The sequence below is a fragment of the Algoriphagus sp. UBA3586 genome, from assembly GCF_002376385.1.
Taxonomy (GTDB): domain Bacteria; phylum Bacteroidota; class Bacteroidia; order Cytophagales; family Cyclobacteriaceae; genus Algoriphagus; species Algoriphagus ornithinivorans.
In genome coordinates this window covers 37,875-60,606 of the sequence record NZ_DFMT01000012.1, presented here as the reverse complement: position 1 = coordinate 60,606, position 22,732 = coordinate 37,875, and the positions used below count along the sequence as shown (strand labels likewise).

Sequence of the window (22,732 nt, the reverse complement as noted above, 5' to 3'; positions counted from 1 at the left end):
TTTGGGTGAAGCTATTTCAGACTCTAAATTAAACTTTATCTATCCATTTAAAAATTAGGAGGCGTTTTTCATTCTTATAGACAGGCTATGTTTCGATCAATTTCAAAAATTAAATGGCATTTTTTCACATTTTCCATATCTTAGAATCAAGCTATAATTTTTAAAAAAAATGACTTCTATAGACCCTTCAATCTTAGTGCGGGCACAGGCATGGCTCGATGGTAACATAGACCAGAAATCAAAAGATGCTATTAAAAAGCTTCAGACAGAGAATCCAACTGAACTTATTGATTCCTTTTACCAAGACCTAGAGTTTGGTACAGGGGGACTTCGGGGGTTAATGGGAGTTGGAACCAACCGAATGAATGTCTACACCGTTGGGATGGCTACCCAAGGCTTGGCCAATTATTTAATAAAATGCTTTCCCAATGAAGATATAGCTGTTGCGATCACCCATGACAGCAGGATCAATAATACTCTTTTCGCTAAAACCACTGCCGATGTTTTAACAGCCAACGGCATCAAGGTGTATTACTTCCGGGAAATGCGACCGACCCCAATGCTTTCTTTCGCTGTGAGGCATTTTTCATGCAAAAGTGGCGTGATGATTACAGCTTCCCATAATCCAAAGGAGTACAATGGCTATAAGGCATATTGGGAAGATGGAGCACAAGTCGTAGCACCCCATGATAAAAATATCATCAAGGAAGTTCAGAAAATCACCTCTTTTGATTTGGTAAACTGGGATAAGAATGATGATCTATTTGAATACATAGAAGAGGGTTTTGATCAAATTTATCTGGATAAAGTCAAAGGATTGAGTTTATCTCCAAAGGCGATTCAAGCTCAGAAGGATTTATCTATCGTGTTTTCTCCTATTCATGGGGCTTCAGGAAAAATGGTGCCAGCAGCCCTAAAAACCTTTGGGTTCTCGAATGTAAATATAGTCAAAGAGCAAGCTGAGCCAGATGGGACTTTCCCAACTGTAATCTATCCTAACCCTGAGGAAGCTGAAGCTTTGACATTGTCTGTGGAGTTAGGAAAGAAGGTCAATGCTGATCTGATTTTGGCATGTGATCCAGACGGAGATAGATATGCGGCTGTAGTACCTAATGAAAAAGGCGAGTTTGAATTGCTCAATGGTAATCAAACCGGTACTCTACTTACCTACTATCTCCTCAGCAAATGGAAAGATGCTGGAAAGCTGGATGGAAATCAATTTATGGTGAATACCATTGTAACCACAGAGCTAATCAATCGCTTAGCAGAGGGCTTCGGTGTGAAATGCTTTAATGTTTTAACAGGTTTTAAAAATATTGCAGCTATTATCCGTGAGTTGGAAGGAAAAGAAACCTTCGTTGGTGGTGGGGAAGAGTCCTATGGCTATTTGGTAGGAGACTTCGTGAGAGATAAAGATGGAGTAAGTGCCTGCGCGATGGTTGCTGAAGCGATTGCCTATTACAAAACTCAAGGAAAATCAGTTTTTGATGTGCTTGCAGAAGTTTACCAGCAATTCGAATTCTATAAAGAAGCTTTGATTTCTGTAACCAAAAAGGGAAAAGATGGAGCAGAACAAATCCAGGCTTTGATGATGGATTTCAGACTCAACCCTCCGAAAGAAATGAATGGAGTGTCCGTAGAAAAAATCATTGATGTAAAGGAAGGCATAATCAAACATGTCAAATCTGGTAAGACAGAAAAGTTGGATATGGATTCCTCCAATGTAATGCAGTTTTACTTAGAAGACGGAAGTAAGATATCAGCTAGGCCTTCAGGGACGGAGCCCAAAATCAAATATTACTTCTCTGTTCATTCCCCTTTGGCAAGTACATCAGATTACCGAAAGGTAGAGTCTCAGTTAGAAGATAAACTGGAAGGATTAAAGCGCTATTTTTCTTAATAAGCCATTGATTATAAAAAAGAGACTGTCTCATAAATAGTTCTAATGTCAGCCTGAGCGCCTGCCTGTCGCAGGCAGGGAGTCGAAGGCCATTCCTATCGTTGTGGCCTACATTTCGACTTCGCTCAATGTGACAAATTGCACTTTTTAGACAACCTCTTTTTTATATCCTTTGCCACAGGACATCCGTGAAGTAATTTTCAGAATCAGTAAAAAAGTCCACGACTTTAAATCCACATTCTGAAGCCAATTGACTGATTTCGGACTCACTGAATTTTCTGCTTATTTCAGTGAAAATAGGTTCAAAAGCCTCAAATCGAATGAGTTTATTGGCAGCACCAATAGTTACCAATTGTTCTTTTTGGGAAATCAAATAACTTCTGCATTCCCCTGTAAGTGGATCATACATCGGCCAATGTGTAAATTGCTCCAAATCAAAATTGGCATCCAACTCTCTATTGATTCTTTTTAATAAATTGAGGTTAAAATCTCTAGTAACGCCCTGTTTATCATTGTAAGCCTGCAAAATGATGGATGGATCTTTCTTTAGATCCACTCCCAATAATAGCCAATCATGCGTTTGGGTACCTTGTGCTACATGAAGAAGGACATCTTTGGATTCATTCAAAGAGAAATTGCCAATATTAGACCCCAAAAAAAAGATTAGCGTAGGCTTTCCATTTTCCCAAACTCTTTCCTTCATAGCATTTCTGTAGGTATTTTGAATGGGATGAACATCTATTTCGGGTAATTCTCTTTCCAAATTATCCTTTAATTCCTGTAAAACTGAACCGGAAATATCAACAGGGAAATACGTAAAGTTGATTTCCGGCTTAGATCGTAGATATCTAAGCAGGATTTTGGTTTTCATTCCATCTCCGGCCCCTAGTTCTACCAAGTTGAAATCCTGGGAGTATCTCAAGATCTTTCCAAATATGGCAGCATGCTGATTTTCAAAGATTTCAAATTCTTTCCTGGTCAAATAGTATTCCGAAAGCCCCATGATTTTTTGAAAGAGCTTATCTCCTGCTGCATCATAAAAGTATTTGGAGGACAGAGATTTTGGATTTTGTGTTAACCCATTGATTACATCCTGAAGAAAAGTTTCAGATGCATTTTTAATTTCATTCATAAGCTTTAAAGTGATTTGGCTAGGCGAATGCCCATAAACTGCCATCTGTATTTAGGATGAAAAAAGTTTCTATATGTCGGTCTTGAATGCCCTTCAGGTGTAGCCACGGATGCACCTTTTAAAACCATTTGATTAACCATAAATTTACCATTATACTCTCCTAATGCCCCTGGCGCTATGATAAATCCCGGATAAGGCAAGTAGGCAGAGTTGGTCCACTCCCATCTATTTCCCCAATTGAATTTTTCCTGAGCAGCTTCCCATTCAAATTCAGTAGGTAAACGCATGCCTTTCCAACTGGCAAAAGCTGATGCCTCATAAAAGCTTACATGAGATAGACTTGCTTTGGGATCCAGAAACTTCCTCCCGTTTAAAGTATAATAGGTCCATGTATTATTTTGTTTTTCCCAATATAAGGGGGCTTCAATATTATTTTCTTTCACCCAAGCCCAACCTTCATCATGCCAATATCTTGGCTCAGAATAAGCTCCAGATTTTATAAACTCCAAATATTCTCCATTAGTCACCAATGCAGATGAGATAGCATAAGGATGTAGATAAACTTTATGTCTGCCTAATTCATTGTCAAAACAAAAGGAATCACCCTCGTAACCTATTTGGTAAATTCCTTCATCCATCTCAATCCACTTAGTCTTTTCTTCATGTGGATATTCATCAATATCCATGACGATAGGATCCAAAGGATTAAACCAAAAGCTGTATTTCAAATCAGTCAGCAAAAGCTCCTGATGCTGCTGCTCATGATTCAATCCAAGAATAATCAATTCATTAATCTCAGGATTATCTTTTCTAATCAATCCTTCCATGGCTTGATCCACATATTTCCTGTATTCTTTCACCTCTTCTACTGATGGTCTCGTGATCAAGCCACGCTGATTTCTGGCAGTTCTTTGCCCCATTGCATTGTAGTAAGAATTAAATAGAAAGTTGAAATGAGGATGTTTAACCCTATATTTTTCAGCGTATTTAATTAAAATAAATTGCTCAAAAAACCAGGAAGTATGTGCCAAATGCCACTTAGGCGGACTTACTTCTTCCGACGCTTGCAGGCTAAAATCCTCAGTAATCAAGTCGGAGCAAAGGTAAATCGAGTGGGTTCGAATCCTCCTGTAATCGTCTAAAAGTCTCATTAAAAACGGGTAGTTATTGGTTTTTCTAATATAAAAAAATACTTAGGCTTTCCCCAAATGAATCAGTGCTTCTCCTACATTAATTACCGGAAGATTATTGATACCTATCACATATCCATTGGAGGGAGCTTTGATGGGGATTTTGATATGTCCATAAGGATCTGAAATCCTAGCGACAACCTGACCTTTTTTAACCTCATCACCCAAGCGAACAGAGGAGTTGAAAATCCCTGAAGATCGTGCTCTTATCCAGTCACTACTTTGTAAAATAACGGTTTCCTTCTTTTCAGGACCACTTTCCAACATGTCCAAATGAAATAACATACGCTTGATTCCGGCAACTCCTTCGTCAGTAGACAATTCATCTATCCTCATGGATTCTCCGCCTTCAAAAACCAGAAGATGCTTTTTGGCTTTAAAAGCAGCTTTTCGGAATGATTTCTCAATCAACTTAGAATTAACCACAAAATGGGTCCCGAAAGCCATGGCTAATTCAATCGCCTTTTTATCCTGAAAATCGACCCTAATTTGGGGGTGATTGGTCAGCATTCTTCCACCGGTATGAAAATCAATTCCATAATCTATGTGGGGAATAATTTGCTCATTAAGAATGTAGGCTATTCTCCCAGCTAAAGAGCCCTTTTTGCTACCGGGAAAACTCCTATTTAAATCTCGTCCATCTGGAAAGGTTCTACTATTTGAAAGAAAACCATAGATGTTTACTAGAGGAATGATAATCAGCGTACCCCTCAGTAACTCCAACCCATTGTCTATCTCTTCCAAAATCCGTTTGGCTGTAATTATTCCATTGATTTCATCCCCATGAACTCCCCCACTAACCAATACTACGGGTCCCTCCTCTTTGGCAGACCTGATGAAAATCGGTAAATCAATTAATGTATGTGTGGGTAATTTTGCAATTGGCAATTCAATATTCACTGCCTGACCTTGTCTGATCTTGACACCGTTGATCTGAAACTCTTTCATAGTAAGGGAAAGGAATAATAAATTTCTATTCCAAACAAAACTTCTTTATTTCGCATCTTTGATTCCGCTATGAAGATACAAGAAAACATTTCCCTTCAGCCCTACAACACCTTTGGTATTGATAAAAAAGCTAGATTTTTTGTCATCGTTAGCTCCATTTTAGATTTGAAAGAAGCATTGGCTTATGCAAAAAGAAATGAGCTTGGAACCATATTTCTTGGTGGAGGCAGCAATATTTTATTGACTGAGGATCTGGAGGCCTTGATTATCAAAATTGAAATCAAAGGAATTGAGTTACTAAAGGAGACTGAGGATCATGTTTTGGTTGAAGTTGGAGCTGGAGAAAACTGGCATGAATGGGTTCTGTACACTATTCAGAATGACTGGGCAGGAATAGAAAACCTGTCGCTTATTCCCGGTACAGTTGGAGCTTCTCCCATGCAAAATATAGGAGCTTATGGTGTGGAACTTAAAGATGTATTTCATAGCCTTAGAGCCCTCAATAGATCTACCGGAGAGGTTGAAACTTTTGATGCCGAGCAATGTGAATTTGGATACAGAGAAAGCGTCTTCAAGCATAAATTAAAGGATGTTTATGTCATTTGTTATGTTACATTCCAACTTTCCAAAAAACCCGTATTTCATACCGAATATGGCATTATTAGAGATGTTTTAGCAGAAAAAGGAGTCAGAGACCTCAGCATTAAAGCTATCTCAGATGCGGTGATTGCTATCCGACAATCCAAACTTCCAGATCCAAAGAAAATTGGAAATGCTGGCTCATTTTTCAAAAACCCCACAATAGACTTAGAATTTTTTGAAAAACTGAAAAGCGAATTCCCTGAAATCCCGGCCTACCCAGTTCCTGAGGGTATGAAATTGGCAGCCGGATGGTTGATAGAAAAAGCTGGCTGGAAAGGAAAAAGAGTAGGTAATATAGGTGTTCATGACAAGCAAGCCTTGGTACTTGTCAATCATGGCAATGGTGACGGAAAAGCAATTGCTGAGCTTTCGAAGGAAATCCGTGACTCAGTTAGGGAAAAATTCGGAGTGGAATTGCATCCAGAGGTAAATTTTCTCTAAATCAGGCTATCCTGAACCTCCAGTTCTTTTTGATAACGCTCTACGCTAACGCCAAATTTCTTCAAAAATTCAACTCCTTCATCTACCCCAATTCCTTTGTATTCAGCATAGGAAAATAGGTACACAACTTTGGAGATCCCCATGGAGAAAATAATCCGGGCACAGGGCAAGCAAGGTGCTAAAGTCACATACAATGTAGAGCCTTCTACTGAAGTGTTATTTTTTACAGCATAAAGAATGGCATTTTGCTCCGCATGCAATGCTAGCGAACAACTCCCCTTGCTATCTCTCGCACAACCATTTTCTGGAAATTCAACATCACAGTTGTGCGTACCAGCAGGAGGACCATTATACCCGATGGAGATAATTCTGGTGTCCTTTGTCAAAACTGCGCCTACGTGTTTTTTGATGCAATGAGAGCGTTTGGCTAGGTTTACTGCCAACTCCATAAAAATATCGTCAAAATCGGGTTTACTCATAATTAATAATTTGCTCAAAAATACTACTTAAGGTGAGGTAGGAACAAAATTGGAACAGAAACCTTCCAAAATTTGTCAAATATTATACATATTCAACTTTTAAGCAGCTTAGTCGTTTTGAGCTAAAAAGAAATATTCATGAGTTTATCTAAAATATCCGTACACCTTGTCTGCATTTTAGCCATTGGGCTATGCTCATGTAGTTCAATAGATATTTTCAAAGAGAACACAGAAATTGCTCCTGTATCAAACTACAAATCCTTTGTCATTATCAATCAAGAGGTGAATATGCGAGGATTCAGTGCGCAATTATTGGATGAGAAAGTTCAGGACCATTTGAGAGAGGCGCTAGAGGCTCAAGGCATGGTATATGACAGGACTAAGCCTGATTTAGTCATTCGATACACATCAAACGAGGACCAAAGAATGAGGGAAATCAATAATTTCAATTATCCTATGCCATTCTGGGGATATAGAGTTTGGGATCCTTGGACTTTCAATCCTTACTCCTCTTTCAATACACCTGTAAGATCCAGTAGCTATGAGCTTCTTCAAGTGATCGTAGATTTTATTGATCCGAAAAAAGATAAGTTTTTGATGACCCTTACTGGTGTTACAGAGGTTCAAAGTGCTAAATTCAAGGAAAGAAAAGTGCTGAAAACTACAGACAAGATTCTTGAGAGATTTATAACTGACGTACTAATCAACTCTAAATAAAATGGAAAAGCGCTATCAATCCTTGAATGAATTTTATCCTTTTTACCTCTCAGAGCATCAAAACCCAACTTGTAGGATCCTTCATTTCATTGGTACAGCCTTGCTATTTGTGATTTTGTTTAGCGCAATCTTGACAGGAAATTATTTGTGGCTCATAGCTATCCCATTTGTAGGATACGGTTTTGCATGGGTGGGACATTTTTTCTTTGAAAAAAATAAACCTGCTACTTTTCAATATCCCGGTTATAGCTTGATTTCTGATTTCAAACTGTTTTTTGACCTTTTACTTGGAAAAGAAAAATTTCATCCAAAAAAAAGTATATAAACCAGTCTTATTTATTTGGCAATATATTTGCGAAGATTGAAAAGTATATTACTTTTGTAATAGCTTTAATGTAGTTCAGGCGCAAATATTTGCATTTTGATGTTAACGATAGTATTAATAGATGATGACCCTATCAGCACATTTGTGACTGAAAAGCTGATTTCCAAGAATGTCAAGCAGCCCTGTCAGTTTTTTAAGTATCAAAGTGCCAAAACTGCTCTCAATGAAATCTATCAAATCAGACCAAATTATCTGTTTTTAGATCTGAATATGCCTGAAATGACAGGCTGGGATTTCCTCGATAATTTCGATAGTCAAAAAAATGAAGCTGAAATTTATATCCTCAGCAGCTCGGTTGATGAAAGAGATATCAACAAAGCTAGCAAGTATCAAGTGGTCAAAGATTATTTATCAAAGCCACTTATTAAGAAATACATCAAAAGCATCTTCAACTGACCCACAGGGTCATTTTTTTTTGCCTTTTCTCCAACTTTTCAACTTCTCATAAGTTTAATTTTATGTAAATTAAACCTTATGAAATGCCCATAAGGAAAAATATCACAAAGCAGGATAATTATTGTGGGCATTCCATCTGATCTGTAAAAAACAAACTATAAACAGATGAAATCGAGCTCGACGAGAACGACACTCACTGAGATGATTGTAATATGTGCGAGATTCCATGTGACCTTCGAAAAACAAATTCTAAACACATGAAAGAGATTAAAGCCGAACTAATAGCAGCTATAGAGAGAACCGCGAAGAAGTTGAAGAATGGAGCAGCCTATCAGTGGGGTCACATGGGTGCCTGCAACTGTGGGAATCTTGCTCAGGAATTGACAAGTTTGTCAAAAGCCGAAATACATCGATTTGCTATGGAAAGATCAGGAGATTGGAATGATCAGATTCTGGAGTTTTGTCCTACCTCTGGTTATCCTATTGACTTGATTATAGAAAATATGCTGAGTTATGGGTTGACATTAGATGATTTGGGTCATTTGGAAAGATTATCAGCTCCCGAAGTTTTAGCCAAACTTCCGTTTGAGGTCAGAAACAATCTTTCCCAAAACAGAAAAAATGATGTCATCCTTTACTTAGAAACTTGGGCTCAAGTATTAAGAGAAAGATGGGAAAAGCAAACGCCTGCTTTCGACTTAGTGCAAAATGAAAAAAAATTCATCTCGCATGCATTGAGCTAAATAAAATTTTATTTTAATTCGCGCAATCTAAACTAAGTACCCTTTAACAAACAACTATGGAGGAATTTGACGACGATTTCGATGACTTCGATGATATCGAAGACGAAGATGATTTCGATTCTGATTTCGAGGACGAATACGATCTCGATGAGGAAAATGAATTTGTAGATGACAACATCATGGACTTCGACGAAGACGATGAATTCGACGAGGACTTCGAAGATGATTTCGAAGACGATTTAGACTAAACCATAATTGTGGTGCCTTTATGTTGGTATTTTCCTTCTTTGAAAGTATCTTCGGGCCATCATTATATACCAATAAAATTATGATTCTACTTGATATATTCACTTCACCAATTGCTTCAGGTGCTCAGTTATTCCTTTTGATCGTTTGCATTCTTATCGGATTAGGTGCAGGACTTTCCGCAATTGATGCTAGAAGTACATTCTCTAAAAGCAAGAAGGATTAATTATTCAAAATTTATACATTTAAAAGGAGGCCTAGCCTCCTTTTTTTATTGTAGGTCTAACTGAAGAGATAAACTTTTTAATAGCGCTTTCTCAGCATCATTTTTCAAGCTATGGGACGAAAAATTTAAATCTTCGAGCTTAATAAACTGGTCAAACCCTGCTTTTTTTCCTTCCTCCCCGGAACTGATCAAGACTGATTTTTTACCATGCTTCCGACAAAGTTTTAAAAGTTCGAAACAAGCCTTTCCCTCTTCCGACTGAGCATCATATCTCCCCTCTCCCGTAATCACCCAATCACTTTCTTTGATAAGATCTTCTAATCCTATTCTTTCAAAAAAATAGGGGGAACCAAATTCAATATCCGTATTAAAAAACGCAGATAAGCCCAAAGCAATTCCTCCAGCCGCTCCAAATCCTGATTTATCTACAAACTCCTTTTTCGCTTTCCTAAATAGTAGGGAAACATTTTTTTCGGAGGAAGTTTCAAAGGCAGTCAATTCTCCAGGTTTTAAACCCTTCTGAGGGCCAAAAACCGGAATAGCTCCATGATTCCCGAAAAATTGATTTCGTACATCACACAAGCAAGTAAAGCGGATATTAGGTAAGGGAACTGGGCTTTGAATATGACTGATTGCCTGTTGCACACGATCAGTGAATGGTAGAATCTCTCTTCCATTTTGATCCAGAAAGACAAATCCCAAAGCTTGAAGAATCCCCAAGCCCAAGTCTACTGTAGCACTCCCTCCTAAGCCAAGAATAATCTCCTTGGATCCCATCCCTATAGCTTTTTTAATCAACAGCCCTGTTCCGAAAGTAGAAGTTATCCAAGGATTTTTTTGACTATCAGCTATTAATGCAATTCCAGAGGCTGTTGAAACATCCAGATATGCTTTTTTAGAGGATTTGTCAAAACCAAAAAAACCTATCATTGGTCTCCCAATTGGATCTAAAGTCCAGGCATTTACCTGCTCTAGATTTAAAAATTTACTGAGAAGATTACAGGTTCCATCGCCTCCATCACCTATAGGAACAACTTGAGTGTGAACTCCAGCATACTTATCAATGCAAAATGAAGCTATAATTGCCCCGGCCTCTTCAGCGCTTAAGGTACCTTTAAAAGCATTCGGGGCAATCAAGACTTTCATTTTTCAGCTTTCATTCTTTCGAAATAATCTTTTGCAGCTGCTTTAACTTTCGGTGCCAGATATATGGTGGAAATCATCGTTGGAATTGCCATGATCGCATACATTCCATCTACCAAGCTGACTACCACTTCCAAAGAAGCTACAGCTCCCATTACAATCGTGATCAAATAGAAATAATTGTAAAAGTCAGCTTTTTTAGCCCCAAAAAGATAATTGAAACACTTATGACCATAGTAAGAATAGGTGAACATGGTGGAAAGTGCAAAAATTAGTACGGCAGTCATTAGTAGGTATTTTCCGATTCCAGGTAGGGCCGTTTCAAAAGCATTCAAGGTAAGTCTTACTCCATCAGCTTCTGTACTTTGCCAAACACCTGTCAACATAATAACCAAAGCAGTTAGAGTACAAACCACGATCGTATCGATAAATGGACCTAACATCGCTATCAATCCTTCTCTAATAGGCTCTCTATTTTTGGATGCTCCGTGAACCATAGGGGCTGTACCAATACCTGCTTCATTGGAAAAGGCAGCTCTTCTGGCTCCTGTTATAATTACTGCTCCAACAGCACCACCTGCTGCCGCCTCTCCAGTAAATGCATCGGTTACGATTCTAACCAACATTTCAGGAACATCACCAATATATTTTGCAACAATAATCAAGACCGTTGTAAAGTAAAGGGCTACCATAAAAGGAACCAGCTTGGATGCCACGACAGCAATTCGTTGTATCCCTCCCAGAATTACGATAGATACAAGCAACATCATAGAAATACCGATTATCCACCTTGTCGTTTCTCCTGTAGGAACTCCTGATGGTTCAAGCATCACAGCTCTGAATACAGCAGATAATTGATTGGCCTGAAAAATTGCTAAAAGACCTATTACACCGGCAACTGAAAATATGATGGAGAGAAATTTCCATTTTTTCCCCATGCCCTCTTCTATCACGTACATAGGACCACCTTGAACCACACCGGCAGTGTCTTTTCCTCTAAACATGATGGCAAGGCTACAGCTATAAAATTTGGTTGCCATTCCCACGAATGCGGAAACCCACATCCAAAAAATGGCGCCTGGGCCTCCCATATTGATTGCTATTGCCACGCCACTGATATTCCCCAATCCTACTGTAGCGGCTATTGCGGCTGAAAGAGCTTGAAATGAGGTAATCTGCCCTGGAGCCAGATCATCGTCATATTTTCCTCTAAGAAGGCTGATGGCATGTCCGATTTTCCGAAATGGAACAAAGCCGGAGTGAAACAACAAAATCATACCGCCACCCATCAATAAAAGCAACATGGGCGTACCCCATATCCAATTTGCAAAGGAAATAATAATGTCTCCCATTCTTATCTTTTTGTTTATCAGACAGATGACTCTGTCATTTCTAATTTATTTTAAAAGGACCATATTAGGCCGATTTTCCTCAAAATCCTAGATTTTCGAACTATTCCTAAAAGTAAAAAACCCAAGCTGATAATTTCAACTTGGGCTCAAATTTTAGTTTTTTCTACCACTCCACTTTGGGTGATTTATAGAAATTAATATCTCTCAATTCCCATCTTTTTCCTTGAATAGCAATTCGCTTTTTAAAGCTTTCCCAATTTCTTTTTTCCGTTGGAGTCCAAGCTACCTCAGCAATTGCTGCCAGTCTCGGGAAAACCAGGTATTCTAAATCATCTCTATTGACCACGGTTTCAGTCCATAAAGGCGCTTCGACTCCTAAAATGTCCTTCTTGCTGATTCCTTCAGTGTAATTGGCTGGATCCCATAGATAAGCAGAATCCAGTTCAATATAGGCAGCCCAATGCAATCCTATTCTAGTGGTGGAATCATACTGCATATCCAAGTAAGCCTTTTTTGCAGGGGACATTAATACCTGATTTCCTTGCTCTTGAGCCAGTTTAGCATTATCCGCCATAGCCCAAAATTGTGCAACATTCCCCGGTAATAAAGTAGTGGTGGCAATTTCGTCCCAGCCAATGCTGGTTTTACCATGACTCTTTACTATCTCCTGAACACGCTCTATGAAATAGATATAATCATCTTTTTTGGTTACATGGGACTCATCCCCGCCAATATGAAAATAAGGCCCTGGAGTGATTGCTGAAAGCTCCCTTACTACGTCATCAATCAATTGATAAGTTAATTCCAGATCAGTATCCAAAGTGCTGAATCCTACTTCAATTCCCGTATATAGCTCAGCCGGTTCTCTAATAATATTGGACTTTTTTAAATCCCCCTCAGCTCTTTCGACAGATTTGGTAACAGTCTCTGTATCACCATCCGGTAAATTGATCCCGGAATTCAACTCACCATAGGAAGCTAAAATAGCATTGGTATGCCCAGGCATATCCACTTCAGGGACAATAGTAATAAACCTCTGAGAGGCATACTTTACTATATCCACATAATCTTCCTGTGTATAATATCCACCTTCTCCACCTCCAACTTGAGTACTTCCGCCTATTTCTGTCAGTTTAGGCCAGGATTTGATTTCAATTCTCCAACCCTGATCATCGGTTAAGTGTAAATGCAGATAGTTTAACTTTAGCTCGGCCATCAGATCTATATAGTGCTTCACTTCCTCAACACCCATAAAATGTCTGGAAACATCCAGCATAGACCCTCTATAGGCATACTCTGGTTTGTCTACAATTTTCCCTGCAGGTACTTCCCAGGTTTGATTGCTCGGATTAGGAGCTAATAACTCAGCTGGAAAGGCTTGTAGAAGGGTTTGAACACCATAAAATATTCCTGAAGCTCCATTCGAGGATATGACTATTTTTTCTTCTCCTATCTCCAATTCATAGGATTCATCTCCAGAATTTGATTTGAGGTCCAAAACAATAGAGCCAGCATCACCAGATACTGGGATCGCAAAACCCGTAGCATTACGGAGTTTCTGAGCTAAATAATCTGCGATGAAAGAAAGTTCTTCTCCAGCACCAGATATTTGTATAGAAGTCGATTCATTCACCTGAAAGCTTCCCGAGGCAGGAACCACACTCGCTGGTAAGGGCATGATACCCACAGCATCTAATGATTCCTTTTGATTTTGGCAGGCAGTCACTAACAGCACGATTGACATCGCGAAAGCCAGTTTGAATTTTTTCATGATTATTGATTGGGTTTGAGTAAACTTAAATAAAAATTTTTTTTATCCATTTCCTTTTATCAAATTTATTTGAAAAAGATGAATATGGGAATGAATGCGCCTTTTGCATCAAATCCTTTCCATTATTCAAAAATTAAAATCAGTATCCCCATGATTTTTTTAAATTGAAATCATATAAATGGATTTGAGCTTTCTGGATCATTGAAAGTTATCCTCCTCAATCAGTAATAGACTACACTTGAAATAAAGAACATAAGCATACCTTTTATTGATTTTCCCAAGTAACCATGAAAGACAAAAAAGAGATAAAAACTAATTCAAGAAGAGAATTCCTCAAAGGCTCAACTTTAGCCTTGGCGGGATTCTATATTGTACCAAGACATGTTTTAGGCGGACCGGGCTTTGTGGCACCTAGTGACAAACTCAGAGTAGCAGGAATTGGAGTTGGAGGAATGGGCTACAATGATGTTAGTGGAGTATATAGAAGTGAAAAGGCTGAGATAGTTGCCTTATGTGATGTAGACGATACCAGAGCCCAAAGAGCAAGAGATCAACATCCAAAAGCTCCTTATTACAAAGACTTCAGAGTCATGTTGGAAAAGGAGGAAAAAAACATTGACGCGGTCACAGTGTCTACTCCGGATCATATGCATGCCGTGCAGGCGATGATGGCCATGAAAATGGGAAAACATGTTTACGTTCAAAAACCTCTGTCTCATGACATCTATGAGGCAAGAATGTTGACTCAGGCTGCAGAAAAGTACAAAGTGGTAACCCAGATGGGAAACCAGGGATCTTCTGGGGACGGTGTCAGAAAAATGGTAGAATGGTATAATGCAGGGTTGATTGGAGAAGCTACAAAAGTTTACTCCTGGACCAATAGGCCTGTTTGGCCACAAGGTATTCCATGGCCCAATGAACCCATGACACCTCCAAGCGATCTGGATTGGGATTTATGGCTTGGGACAGCTCCTTACAAAGATTATGTAGGAAATCTGGTTCCATTTAATTGGAGAGGTTGGTGGGATTATGGAACAGGTGCATTAGGAGATATGGCATGCCATATTATGGAGCCACCATTTAGAGTTTTAGGATTAGGCTACCCTAAATCCGCAGAATGCTCAGTAGGATCAGTCTACGTAGGTGAATTTCAAAGAGGATACTTCCCAGACAGCTGCCCTCCTTCTTCCCATATCACATTAAGGTTTGACAGACCTGGAAAAGAAGATCTAGAGTTTCACTGGATGGATGGAGGTATTCAACCAACGAGACCTGAGGAATTGGAGCCTAACGAACAAATGGGAGACGGAGGCAACGGAGTAATTATCGAGGGAACAAAAGGAAAAATGATGTGCTCCACATATGGGGTCAACCCACAACTATTACCTACTTCCAAAACCAAAGACATCAATGTTCCTGAAACATTGTACCGAGTACCGGATGGAGACAGGGGGCATTACAGAAACTGGGTAGAAGCTTGTATCGGAGGTTATGGCTCAAAAGAATATCAACAATTGAGTTCTCCTTTCAGTGTGGCAGGGCCATTGACTGAATCTGTTTTGATGGGAAATCTTGCAATTAGGTCCTATGACTACAGAGTACCAAGACCTGGAGGAAATGACAATCAATTCGATTACCCAGGCAGAGGAATCAAATTGGTTTGGGATGGACCAAATATGAAAATCACCAATTTTGATCCAGCAAATCAATTTGTAAAGCGGGAATATCGAGGGGATTACACACTTTAGAAGCATTTATTTATAATAAAAGAGCGCTGACTTTAAATAAGCCCAGCGCTCTTTTTTATTTTAAAGAATATCCCCTTTTCTAATTTTCTACTGTTAATTCTACTCTTCTATTTTTTGCTCTTCCTGCTTCAGTTGCATTGGAAGCCACAGGGCGAGTTCCACCCCATCCTGCAATTCTTAATTTTTCAAACTCAATACCTTTCTCAACCAAATAATCCCTCACAGCTGCTGCTCGTTCTAAGGAAAGGGCTTTATTTAATCCAGGATCACCGGCATTATCAGTATGTCCACTAATTCGGATTGTCAGATCAGGGTTTTCTATTAAAAACTCTGCAATCTCATTCAAAAACTCCAGCGTTTCTACTCCTTCTAGTTCAGCTGTGCCTCTTTTGAAAGCAACTTTTTCCAAAGTAAAGGTACTGCCGGGAGCCGCTTTTCTCAGCAAAATCACATTTGGTTCTCCACTTAAAATCCGATCCACAGGAATTGCAACGGGGAAATATTTTGCTGCCTGGAATCGAAGCTCAGTTACTCCAGACTTCTTTAATTCATTCAATTTTAATGGGCCGTTTTCTATTCCCCATTCTGCACCTTTTTTTGAGAATAAGGAATAATCCAAAATTCTGGATTTTGAATTTTCATCTATGACCAACCAAGAAAGATTGGGCTCATCCACGGGTACAGATTTTTCCTGAACTTTTACTTCCGGAAATCCTACGGAACTTGAAGGATAAATAGGAACAATCTCCTGTATCTCTACCTTTTCTTCAGCTTCTGTTTGATTCAATACAATCGCACTCGGAGACTCAAAATTCTCTGGAATAATTAATTTTTCTGGGTTTTGGAAAGTCAAAAGATCCGCAAATCCATCACTGTTTTGTGTACTCGTCCATACTATTTCATCATCAGAAATAAAGGTGATGGAAGCCTCAGATCCCGGAGAACTGATTTGTTCCCATCTTTTAGGCTGGCTCCAATTGGAAAGGGATCCGTCCAAAGATTTGGAGATAAAAATATCTTTCCCCTGTGCTCCTTCCTGCATGTTTGATGAAAAATAAAGGAGCTTGCTGTCAGGATTATAGAATGGACTTATTTCCTGACCTGGAGTATTGATCACATTTCCGAGATGAACCGGCTTTGACCAATCTATCGTACCAACCTTTTGTATTAGGTAAATATCTTCATTTCCTCTGCTGTCTGCTCTTTTCCCTGAAATAAAAATTAAAGTTCCTCCTTTGGAAACTCTACCGGTCAGGTTTCCTTCCATTTCTGAAATTCCTTCCACATTGACTTTTCTCAGAAAATTCCAGTCAGTTCCAAACTTGGAGTACTGATAAACCCCATTCCTTTCAGTATCTCTGTGATATACTAGTAAAGTCAGAAGATCCTCCAAACCCAAGGGAAAATCATAGCCAGGTGTACTGAGATCAGGTCTGTGAATGGCCTCTGACCATTCCCCATTTTCATCTTTTTTACTCATCCATATATCACCGGGATCAGTAATTCCACCTTTATTATCTGGGTGAAATGCTCTGGTAAAGAGCAGCGTATTATTTCCAATCCAAACAGGATTTTGATCATCCTGTGGACTATTTGCTCCTGACAAACTTCGGATAGCTTGAGCAGAAAGGCCTGAGGAAAAAGAAAAAGCAAGCAATACTAGACTGCCTGCTTTCACATAAAATGACTTGAACTTATTCATAATTATTGACCCAAAACGATGGCGAATACCAGCGGGGCCACAATTGTTGCATCAGATTCAATGATAAATTTCGGAGTTTCTAAACCAAGTTTACCCCAGGTAATCTTCTCATTGGGAACTGCTCCAGAGTATGATCCATAAGAAGTAGTAGAATCAGAGATCTGGCAGAAATAACCCCAAAGAGGCACATTATCACGTTGCAAGTCCTGATGCAGCATCGGAACCACGCAGATTGGGAAATCTCCTGCAATTCCCCCGCCAATTTGGAAAAATCCAACTTTACTTTCTTCCGTAGCATTTTGAGTATACCACTCAGCTAAGAACATCATATACTCTATACCGCTTCTTACAGTATGTACATTCTTTACATCTCCGGAGATCACATGACCTGCAAACATATTTCCCAAAGTTGAATCTTCCCATCCTGGCACTATGATAGGCAGGTTCTTTTTGGCAGCTTCTAATAACCAGCTATTCTTAGGATCAATTTGGAAAGAGTCATCCAACTTACCGGAAAGCAATATTTTGTAGAAAAATTCATGAGGAAAATATGCTTCACCGGCCTGGTCGGCTTTCATCCACTCTTCCAAAATCACATTTTCAATTCTTCTCATGGCTTCCATCTCAGGAATACAAGTATCTGTAACCCTGTTCATGTGTCTCTCCAAAAGATCTTGCTCTTGTGCAGGAGATAATTCCCGGTAATTTGGGATTCTCTCATAATAATCGTGAGCAACCAGATTAAAAACGTCCTCTTCCAGGTTGGCACCTGTACAGGTAATGATTTGGACTTTGTCTTGACGAATCATTTCTGCCAAGGAAATACCCAATTCAGCGGTAGACATGGCTCCTGCTAGGGTAACCATCATCTTCCCTCCTTCTTCCAAATGAGTCTTATATCCTTCGGCCGCATCAATCAAGGCAGCTGCATTAAAATGTCTGTAGTGGTGCTTTAGAAATTCTGTGATTTTCATTACTTGGATTTATCAATTAGGCGTCAAAAATACCTAAAAATAGGGTACAAAAAAACCCGACCTTAAGCCGGGTTTCGATATATCAATAAGTAAATACTTATTTGGCTGAATCAGCAGGCGTAGTATTGTACTCTTTATTCAGACCTTCAATCACGGCTTTGGTTACATCCAAAGCATCTTTTCCATACCATACTGCTCCACCTCTAGTGTAGCTCAAAATCAAATCAATGTTATTTTCCTCCGCATAGCTCTTTAGATATTTCTGAACTTTGTCATAAACATCGCTATATAGATTAGACTCATCGGCAGAAAGCTCTTGCATCAGATTATCTCTGTAAGTCATCAAGTTTTGCTCTTTCTTTACCAACTCTTCCTGCTTTGCTCTTTGCTGGTTAGGAGTCATATTTCCACCAGTTTGCTGGAAATTAGCTACCTCCTGCTCAAAACCTCTAGCTCTGCTTTGAAGATCTCCTTCAAACTTCTTTCCTTTTTCTGTGATTTCTTCGGATTTCTTTTTGAAGAACTCGTATTGATTGATCACACTGTCAGTATACACATATGCAATACTCAAATCAGAAATTGAAGCAGCCTCTCCTGAAGCTGTTGCAGTTGTGTTTTCTGTAGTTTTTGGTTGACAAGCGTAAAAAAGCACTGTTGCAAAACCAAGTACTCCTATGAATTTAAATCCTTTTTTCACTTTGTATATTTTATTGTTGACAAGGGCGCAAATATAAAGAAAGTATTGATTTTCCAAGGTCTGACCTTTTTGAAAAAGCTTTTTTTAGGAGTATTTAAAAAAATATGTCCTGAGCTAGCCTGTAAACCTGAGCATGCGCCTCAATGATATGGCTGATTTTTTCACTATAGCCTCCTCCCATCGAACACATAATTGGAAGCTTCAACTCTTTTGCAAGGTTCAGCACTTTCTTGTCACGCATTTTAACACCTTCTATGCTCATGCCTAGACGTCCAAGTTTGTCTGTTTCCAACACATCGACACCACATTGATACATGATGAAGTCAGGATGAAACTTCTTCAGTATGTTTTCTAAGGCCAGATCTAGCTGAGTTAAATATTCCTCATCTCCCGTTCCATCCGGCAATTCAATATCCATGTCAGACTTTTCTTTTCGATGAGGATAGTTTTTGGCTCCATGCATGCTGAATGTGAATACGGAAGGATCATCTTTGAAAATTTGAGCCGTACCATTGCCCTGATGCACATCCAAATCTATGACTAGAATATTTTTGGCAAGTCCTTCATTCTGCAAATATCGACTCGCTAAAGCTATATCATTTAACAAGCAAAACCCTTCTCCTCTATCCGTAAACGCATGATGAGTACCACCGGCAATATTTAAGGAAATACCGTACTCAAGTGCAAACAAAGCAGCTCTAACCGATCCACCAGCAATGATAGTTTCCCTATTCACTAATTCTTTGCTTAAAGGAAAACCAGTAGCTCGTTCTTCTGACCTGCTTAAGGCTAAATTTTTGAGTTTTTCCCAATATTGAGCATCATGGACTTGTACAATAAGACTTTCATCTATTGCATCGGGAGCAAAGAAATTTCTTTCAGAAACTGTGCCCTCATACATCAGTTGCTGAGGCAAAAGCTCATATTTCTCCATCGGAAATCTATGTCCCGGAGGCAAAGGATGAGCATATTCGGAAGACCAGGCAATTTTAAGCATAAAAAAAACGCTTGTATTTTAACAAGCGCTCCAATTTTTTGTTCCAAATTAAAATTTAAACGTCTTCTTCTTCAGATTGAAAAGCATACATGGTTTCATCTAGCTGAATTGTATCATCATTAAATTCCTTGATAAATTTAGTTATTACTTTCTCATCAATATATTCCACATTCAAAGCTGCATCTAAACCGATTCCATAATCGTGATTTGTATCGATGTCTATGAATTCTTGAACTTTCACAGACTCCTCCTCTTCGATTTCCATGATCATCTCAGTGATAAACCAACCGATTTCCTCTTCTTCACTAGACAATGGCATAAGATTGCCATTTTCATCTTCTTCGTATCTAATTCCACTGAAATTCGGGAATTTCTTAGCCGCTTCATGTTCTGCAAGCTCATAAACCTCACTCGCATGGTGTAGTCTCAACGTATATAAGGCAGCATCGTATATAACTTCTTTACCTTCAAACATTCCAATGAAGTAAAAATTTACAAATTCATCAGAGTTTTCCTCCTCAGGAATTAATTGAAATGATTTGCCAGAGGCTTTCAATTCCTGCTTGAGCTTGGAAATTTCTTTTGGATCAAAGCCAGGATTCATAGTTGACATAGATTAAAAATTATTAGTCTTAAGTTTCAGTTGGGAAAGATAATCTTCAAGTTGAATATAGCAAGTAATATACGTCACAAATTGTAAATGAATAAACATAATATAGAAAAGTTTGATGAAGAATTCATCAAAAAAGTTTTAAAATCAGAAGAAGGTATCTCATTGGATTTCAAGCTGAAAGTAAGTTCGAAAGAGAAAATAGCCCGCACAATCTCTGCTTTGGCCAATACAAAAGGAGGTATCATTGTAGTAGGTATTTCGGATCAAAAAAAAATAACTGGCATAGACCCAAACGAGGAAATGTATATGATTCAGGATGCCAATGATAAATTCTGCATCCCCCCGGCAAACATAGACTTTGAGACTATCAAATGGATTGATGAAGCGCCAGCTTACAATGAACCTTCTGAAAAATTCATTCTAAAGGCCATGATTCATCCTTCCAAACAGGAAATAAAGAGTCCAGATAAAAACGGAATTTTGAAAGTTTATCGAAGGGTAAACGATCAAAGTACCTCAACGATCTAAATTCAAATTATTTCCAAACAGCGAGTTGATCAAGCTCAAGACTATTGCAAATAATAAAGCCCACCAAAATCCGTTTACTTCAAAACCTGGAATAATCGCATCTGCTAATAATATTACTAAAGCATTAATCACCAAGAGGAACAAACCAAAGGTGATGATGGTTAAGGGTAAAGTAAGTAAGATCATCAAAGGCTTTACAGTCAGGTTGATTAAAATCAACAGAGCAGCGAGCAAAAAGCCAGTAATCCATCCATCAATGGAGATTCCCGGAAGAAAAAAAGCTGCTATTAATACTGCAATGCCACCTAATAGAATTTTGACAAGAATCGAAGTTGCTTGTGATTGCTGAGACATAATGAAAAGTTGTTTTCACCAAATTAAGCAAAAATTGATTTAAATCATGAAAATTAGATCGAGGTTGATCTCCTGGAAGCTTTACTATTGGGCTACTGCCTCTTATATTTGTACAAATTAAACAAACCAATAACGAGTGATTATCATTATCTTCTTTCTTCTGCACTGGTACTTTTCATTATTCTGCCAGAGCTTCTTTCTGCACCGCTATGCAGCTCATCAAATGTTTGTCATGAATAAATACTGGGAGAGATTTTTCTATCTTTTCACCTGGATATGGCAAGGTAGTTCCTATTTATCCCCTAGAGCATACGCTATCCTTCACAGAATGCATCATGCATATAGCGATACTCCGAAAGACCCTCATTCCCCACATCATACAGAGAACCTTTTCACCATGATGTGGAAAACAAAAAACATTTACAATGATTACTTCAGCTTTAAATTGAAGCCTGAGGAGCGTTTTTCTAAAGATATTCCTGATTGGAACAGATTTGACAAATTTGCAGACAGCATGGGAGTCCGAGTAGCTTGGGGATTATTATATGTAGCAATCTACGTATTGGCAATTACTGTATTTGAATTGCCTGGAACTCACTGGTGGATGTACTTCTTACTTCCAATCCATTTCTTGATGGGTCCTGTTCATGGTGCTATTGTTAACTGGAGCGGCCACAAATACGGATATGCTAATTTTGACAATAATGATAAATCAAAAAATTCGTTATTGTTGGATGTTTTAATGCTCGGAGAGCTTTTCCAAAATAATCATCATAAGCTTCCAAACCGTCCCAACTTTGCAGTGAAATGGTACGAATTTGATCCGACCTATCCCATTGTAAAACTATTACACGCATCGGGTATAATTAAATTAAGAACAGCATAATCAAAAAGGAGCAAAATTTGCTCCTTTTTTATTTCCCTAGTTTTCAGCTACTTGAGATTTTTTTTAACTAAATAGGCAAACTTATTTTTGTACTTTTCTTGGATTTTCGAAACTAAACCAATAATTTTCTAAGGAATTAAAACTTAACACCTTATGAAACCATTAACCAGAGCAGAAGAGGAGATCATGCAAATCCTCTGGGACATCGAAAGAGGGTTTGTCAAAGACATCCTTGTACCGATGCCAGAACCAAAGCCAGCCTACAACACAGTTTCCACTATCGTTAGGATTCTAGAAAGAAAAGGCTTTGTGAGTCACAAGTCTTATGGCAAAAGCCATGAGTATTTCCCAATCGTATCTAAAGATGAGTACAGAACATTCATCATCAAGAAAATGCTAGAGGGATATTTTGATAGTTCATTTGCAAAAATGACTCAGTTCTTCAAGAATGATGAGTCTTTGAACAATAAGAATTATCAATAATCAGATACGTATAATGGATAAGCATTAGATAAAAGAAAA

Annotated in this window: 25 protein-coding genes; 12 read left to right on the top strand and 13 right to left on the bottom strand. The window is 38.6% G+C overall.

The genetic code is table 11. The features are described 5' to 3' along the window. Positions 1–169: 169 nt before the first annotated feature. Positions 170–1,900, top strand: coding sequence for a phospho-sugar mutase (locus tag B2906_RS02760; RefSeq protein ID WP_286935490.1), 1,731 nt, complete (start codon positions 170–172; stop codon positions 1,898–1,900). A 163-nt stretch (positions 1,901–2,063) separates the two neighbouring features. On the opposite strand, the gene egtD is transcribed toward B2906_RS02760, so the two are convergent. Genes egtD through B2906_RS02745 form a run of 3 tightly spaced genes read right to left on the bottom strand, consistent with a single transcriptional unit; the run spans position 2,064 to position 5,170 of the window. Continuing rightward, positions 2,064–3,032, bottom strand: coding sequence for an L-histidine N(alpha)-methyltransferase (egtD, locus tag B2906_RS02755; RefSeq protein WP_219958763.1), 969 nt, complete (start codon positions 3,030–3,032; stop codon positions 2,064–2,066). 5 nt (positions 3,033–3,037) lie between these two features. Further along, on the bottom strand, positions 3,038–4,183 hold the full coding sequence (gene egtB, locus B2906_RS02750) for an ergothioneine biosynthesis protein EgtB (protein WP_219958762.1): 1,146 nt from the start codon (positions 4,181–4,183) through the stop codon (positions 3,038–3,040). Between the two features lie 42 nt (positions 4,184–4,225). Further along, entirely contained in the window at positions 4,226–5,170 is a 945-nt protein-coding gene (locus B2906_RS02745) for a succinylglutamate desuccinylase/aspartoacylase family protein (protein WP_144605117.1), read from the bottom strand. Between the two features lie 69 nt (positions 5,171–5,239). Here B2906_RS02745 and murB point away from each other — a divergent pair, with 69 nt between their 5' ends. Beyond that, complete coding sequence (gene murB, locus B2906_RS02740) at positions 5,240–6,253, top strand: UDP-N-acetylmuramate dehydrogenase (RefSeq protein WP_286935489.1); 1,014 nt, start codon at positions 5,240–5,242, stop codon at positions 6,251–6,253. On the opposite strand, the gene B2906_RS02735 is transcribed toward murB, so the two are convergent. After that, entirely contained in the window at positions 6,250–6,732 is a 483-nt protein-coding gene (locus B2906_RS02735) for a deoxycytidylate deaminase (RefSeq protein ID WP_091653922.1), read from the bottom strand. The genes murB and B2906_RS02735 overlap by 4 nt on opposite strands. Positions 6,733–6,870: 138 nt before the next feature. Here B2906_RS02735 and B2906_RS02730 point away from each other — a divergent pair, with 138 nt between their 5' ends. From B2906_RS02730 to B2906_RS02705, 6 genes are all read left to right on the top strand, one after another. After that, on the top strand, positions 6,871–7,449 hold the full coding sequence (locus tag B2906_RS02730; protein ID WP_219958761.1) for a DUF4136 domain-containing protein: 579 nt from the start codon (positions 6,871–6,873) through the stop codon (positions 7,447–7,449). A 1-nt stretch (position 7,450) separates the two neighbouring features. Then, a complete protein-coding gene (locus B2906_RS02725; protein ID WP_219958760.1) occupies positions 7,451–7,774 on the top strand; it encodes a DUF962 domain-containing protein in 324 nt (107 codons plus the stop codon). A gap of 99 nt (positions 7,775–7,873) precedes the next feature. Continuing rightward, on the top strand, positions 7,874–8,230 hold the full coding sequence (locus B2906_RS02720) for a response regulator (RefSeq protein WP_091653927.1): 357 nt from the start codon (positions 7,874–7,876) through the stop codon (positions 8,228–8,230). 257 nt (positions 8,231–8,487) lie between these two features. Continuing rightward, complete coding sequence (locus B2906_RS02715) at positions 8,488–8,973, top strand: hypothetical protein (protein WP_091653929.1); 486 nt, start codon at positions 8,488–8,490, stop codon at positions 8,971–8,973. Between the two features lie 56 nt (positions 8,974–9,029). After that, positions 9,030–9,221 carry a hypothetical protein gene (locus B2906_RS02710; protein ID WP_091653931.1) on the top strand — a complete coding sequence of 64 codons (192 nt, stop codon included), beginning with the start codon at positions 9,030–9,032 and terminating at the stop codon, positions 9,219–9,221. A gap of 80 nt (positions 9,222–9,301) precedes the next feature. Further along, positions 9,302–9,445, top strand: a complete 144-nt coding sequence (locus tag B2906_RS02705; protein WP_175557890.1) for a hypothetical protein — start codon at positions 9,302–9,304, stop codon at positions 9,443–9,445. Between the two features lie 45 nt (positions 9,446–9,490). Here B2906_RS02705 and B2906_RS02700 read toward each other — a convergent pair whose 3' ends face one another. The 3 genes from B2906_RS02700 to B2906_RS02690 form a co-directional block, all read right to left on the bottom strand. Further along, on the bottom strand, positions 9,491–10,591 hold the full coding sequence (locus tag B2906_RS02700; protein WP_286935488.1) for a glycerate kinase: 1,101 nt from the start codon (positions 10,589–10,591) through the stop codon (positions 9,491–9,493). Beyond that, entirely contained in the window at positions 10,588–11,940 is a 1,353-nt protein-coding gene (locus B2906_RS02695) for an alanine/glycine:cation symporter family protein (RefSeq protein WP_219958758.1), read from the bottom strand. The genes B2906_RS02700 and B2906_RS02695 overlap by 4 nt, the downstream gene beginning before the upstream one ends. Before the next feature lie 163 nt (positions 11,941–12,103). Beyond that, a complete protein-coding gene (locus B2906_RS02690) occupies positions 12,104–13,711 on the bottom strand; it encodes a beta-N-acetylhexosaminidase (RefSeq protein ID WP_219958757.1) in 1,608 nt (535 codons plus the stop codon). A gap of 287 nt (positions 13,712–13,998) precedes the next feature. On the opposite strand from B2906_RS02690, the gene B2906_RS02685 reads away from it, so the two are divergent. Beyond that, positions 13,999–15,459 carry a Gfo/Idh/MocA family protein gene (locus B2906_RS02685; protein WP_219958756.1) on the top strand — a complete coding sequence of 487 codons (1,461 nt, stop codon included), beginning with the start codon at positions 13,999–14,001 and terminating at the stop codon, positions 15,457–15,459. Positions 15,460–15,538: 79 nt separating this feature from the next. Here B2906_RS02685 and B2906_RS02680 read toward each other — a convergent pair whose 3' ends face one another. The 5 genes from B2906_RS02680 to B2906_RS02660 all read right to left on the bottom strand — a co-directional run bounded on the left by B2906_RS02680 (position 15,539) and on the right by B2906_RS02660 (position 20,442). Further along, positions 15,539–17,161 carry an OmpA family protein gene (locus B2906_RS02680; RefSeq protein ID WP_219958755.1) on the bottom strand — a complete coding sequence of 541 codons (1,623 nt, stop codon included), beginning with the start codon at positions 17,159–17,161 and terminating at the stop codon, positions 15,539–15,541. Between the two features lie 2 nt (positions 17,162–17,163). Beyond that, positions 17,164–18,135: a deoxyhypusine synthase family protein gene (locus B2906_RS02675; RefSeq protein ID WP_091653945.1), complete on the bottom strand. Its 972-nt coding sequence runs from the start codon at positions 18,133–18,135 to the stop codon at positions 17,164–17,166. Positions 18,136–18,232: 97 nt separating this feature from the next. Beyond that, positions 18,233–18,832, bottom strand: a complete 600-nt coding sequence (locus B2906_RS02670; RefSeq protein ID WP_091654317.1) for an OmpH family outer membrane protein — start codon at positions 18,830–18,832, stop codon at positions 18,233–18,235. A gap of 94 nt (positions 18,833–18,926) precedes the next feature. Continuing rightward, positions 18,927–19,829, bottom strand: coding sequence for a histone deacetylase (locus B2906_RS02665; RefSeq protein ID WP_286935487.1), 903 nt, complete (start codon positions 19,827–19,829; stop codon positions 18,927–18,929). Positions 19,830–19,884: 55 nt separating this feature from the next. Continuing rightward, on the bottom strand, positions 19,885–20,442 hold the full coding sequence (locus B2906_RS02660) for a hypothetical protein (protein WP_286935486.1): 558 nt from the start codon (positions 20,440–20,442) through the stop codon (positions 19,885–19,887). An 87-nt stretch (positions 20,443–20,529) separates the two neighbouring features. Between B2906_RS02660 and B2906_RS02655 the strand changes: the two genes are divergently transcribed. Continuing rightward, positions 20,530–20,970, top strand: a complete 441-nt coding sequence (locus tag B2906_RS02655; RefSeq protein WP_286935485.1) for a helix-turn-helix domain-containing protein — start codon at positions 20,530–20,532, stop codon at positions 20,968–20,970. On the opposite strand, the gene B2906_RS02650 is transcribed toward B2906_RS02655, so the two are convergent. Further along, entirely contained in the window at positions 20,959–21,324 is a 366-nt protein-coding gene (locus B2906_RS02650; RefSeq protein WP_219958752.1) for a phage holin family protein, read from the bottom strand. The genes B2906_RS02655 and B2906_RS02650 overlap by 12 nt on opposite strands. A 136-nt stretch (positions 21,325–21,460) precedes the next feature. Here B2906_RS02650 and B2906_RS02645 point away from each other — a divergent pair, with 136 nt between their 5' ends. Beyond that, entirely contained in the window at positions 21,461–22,210 is a 750-nt protein-coding gene (locus B2906_RS02645) for an acyl-CoA desaturase (RefSeq protein WP_091653953.1), read from the top strand. 153 nt (positions 22,211–22,363) lie between these two features. After that, complete coding sequence (locus tag B2906_RS02640) at positions 22,364–22,693, top strand: BlaI/MecI/CopY family transcriptional regulator (RefSeq protein ID WP_091653955.1); 330 nt, start codon at positions 22,364–22,366, stop codon at positions 22,691–22,693. Positions 22,694–22,732: the final 39 nt, after the last annotated feature.

Coding starts and splice junctions, on each gene's coding strand:
- B2906_RS02760 (WP_286935490.1), top strand. CDS start 170: ATGACTTCTATAGACCCTTCAATCTTAGTGCGGGCACAGGCATGGCTC.
- egtD (WP_219958763.1), bottom strand. CDS start 3,032: ATGAATGAAATTAAAAATGCATCTGAAACTTTTCTTCAGGATGTAATC.
- egtB (WP_219958762.1), bottom strand. CDS start 4,183: ATGAGACTTTTAGACGATTACAGGAGGATTCGAACCCACTCGATTTAC.
- B2906_RS02745 (WP_144605117.1), bottom strand. CDS start 5,170: ATGAAAGAGTTTCAGATCAACGGTGTCAAGATCAGACAAGGTCAGGCA.
- murB (WP_286935489.1), top strand. CDS start 5,240: ATGAAGATACAAGAAAACATTTCCCTTCAGCCCTACAACACCTTTGGT.
- B2906_RS02735 (WP_091653922.1), bottom strand. CDS start 6,732: ATGAGTAAACCCGATTTTGACGATATTTTTATGGAGTTGGCAGTAAAC.
- B2906_RS02730 (WP_219958761.1), top strand. CDS start 6,871: ATGAGTTTATCTAAAATATCCGTACACCTTGTCTGCATTTTAGCCATT.
- B2906_RS02725 (WP_219958760.1), top strand. CDS start 7,451: ATGGAAAAGCGCTATCAATCCTTGAATGAATTTTATCCTTTTTACCTC.
- B2906_RS02720 (WP_091653927.1), top strand. CDS start 7,874: ATGTTAACGATAGTATTAATAGATGATGACCCTATCAGCACATTTGTG.
- B2906_RS02715 (WP_091653929.1), top strand. CDS start 8,488: ATGAAAGAGATTAAAGCCGAACTAATAGCAGCTATAGAGAGAACCGCG.
- B2906_RS02710 (WP_091653931.1), top strand. CDS start 9,030: ATGGAGGAATTTGACGACGATTTCGATGACTTCGATGATATCGAAGAC.
- B2906_RS02705 (WP_175557890.1), top strand. CDS start 9,302: ATGATTCTACTTGATATATTCACTTCACCAATTGCTTCAGGTGCTCAG.
- B2906_RS02700 (WP_286935488.1), bottom strand. CDS start 10,591: ATGAAAGTCTTGATTGCCCCGAATGCTTTTAAAGGTACCTTAAGCGCT.
- B2906_RS02695 (WP_219958758.1), bottom strand. CDS start 11,940: ATGGGAGACATTATTATTTCCTTTGCAAATTGGATATGGGGTACGCCC.
- B2906_RS02690 (WP_219958757.1), bottom strand. CDS start 13,711: ATGAAAAAATTCAAACTGGCTTTCGCGATGTCAATCGTGCTGTTAGTG.
- B2906_RS02685 (WP_219958756.1), top strand. CDS start 13,999: ATGAAAGACAAAAAAGAGATAAAAACTAATTCAAGAAGAGAATTCCTC.
- B2906_RS02680 (WP_219958755.1), bottom strand. CDS start 17,161: ATGAATAAGTTCAAGTCATTTTATGTGAAAGCAGGCAGTCTAGTATTG.
- B2906_RS02675 (WP_091653945.1), bottom strand. CDS start 18,135: ATGAAAATCACAGAATTTCTAAAGCACCACTACAGACATTTTAATGCA.
- B2906_RS02665 (WP_286935487.1), bottom strand. CDS start 19,829: ATGCTTAAAATTGCCTGGTCTTCCGAATATGCTCATCCTTTGCCTCCG.
- B2906_RS02660 (WP_286935486.1), bottom strand. CDS start 20,442: ATGTCAACTATGAATCCTGGCTTTGATCCAAAAGAAATTTCCAAGCTC.
- B2906_RS02655 (WP_286935485.1), top strand. CDS start 20,530: ATGAATAAACATAATATAGAAAAGTTTGATGAAGAATTCATCAAAAAA.
- B2906_RS02650 (WP_219958752.1), bottom strand. CDS start 21,324: ATGTCTCAGCAATCACAAGCAACTTCGATTCTTGTCAAAATTCTATTA.
- B2906_RS02640 (WP_091653955.1), top strand. CDS start 22,364: ATGAAACCATTAACCAGAGCAGAAGAGGAGATCATGCAAATCCTCTGG.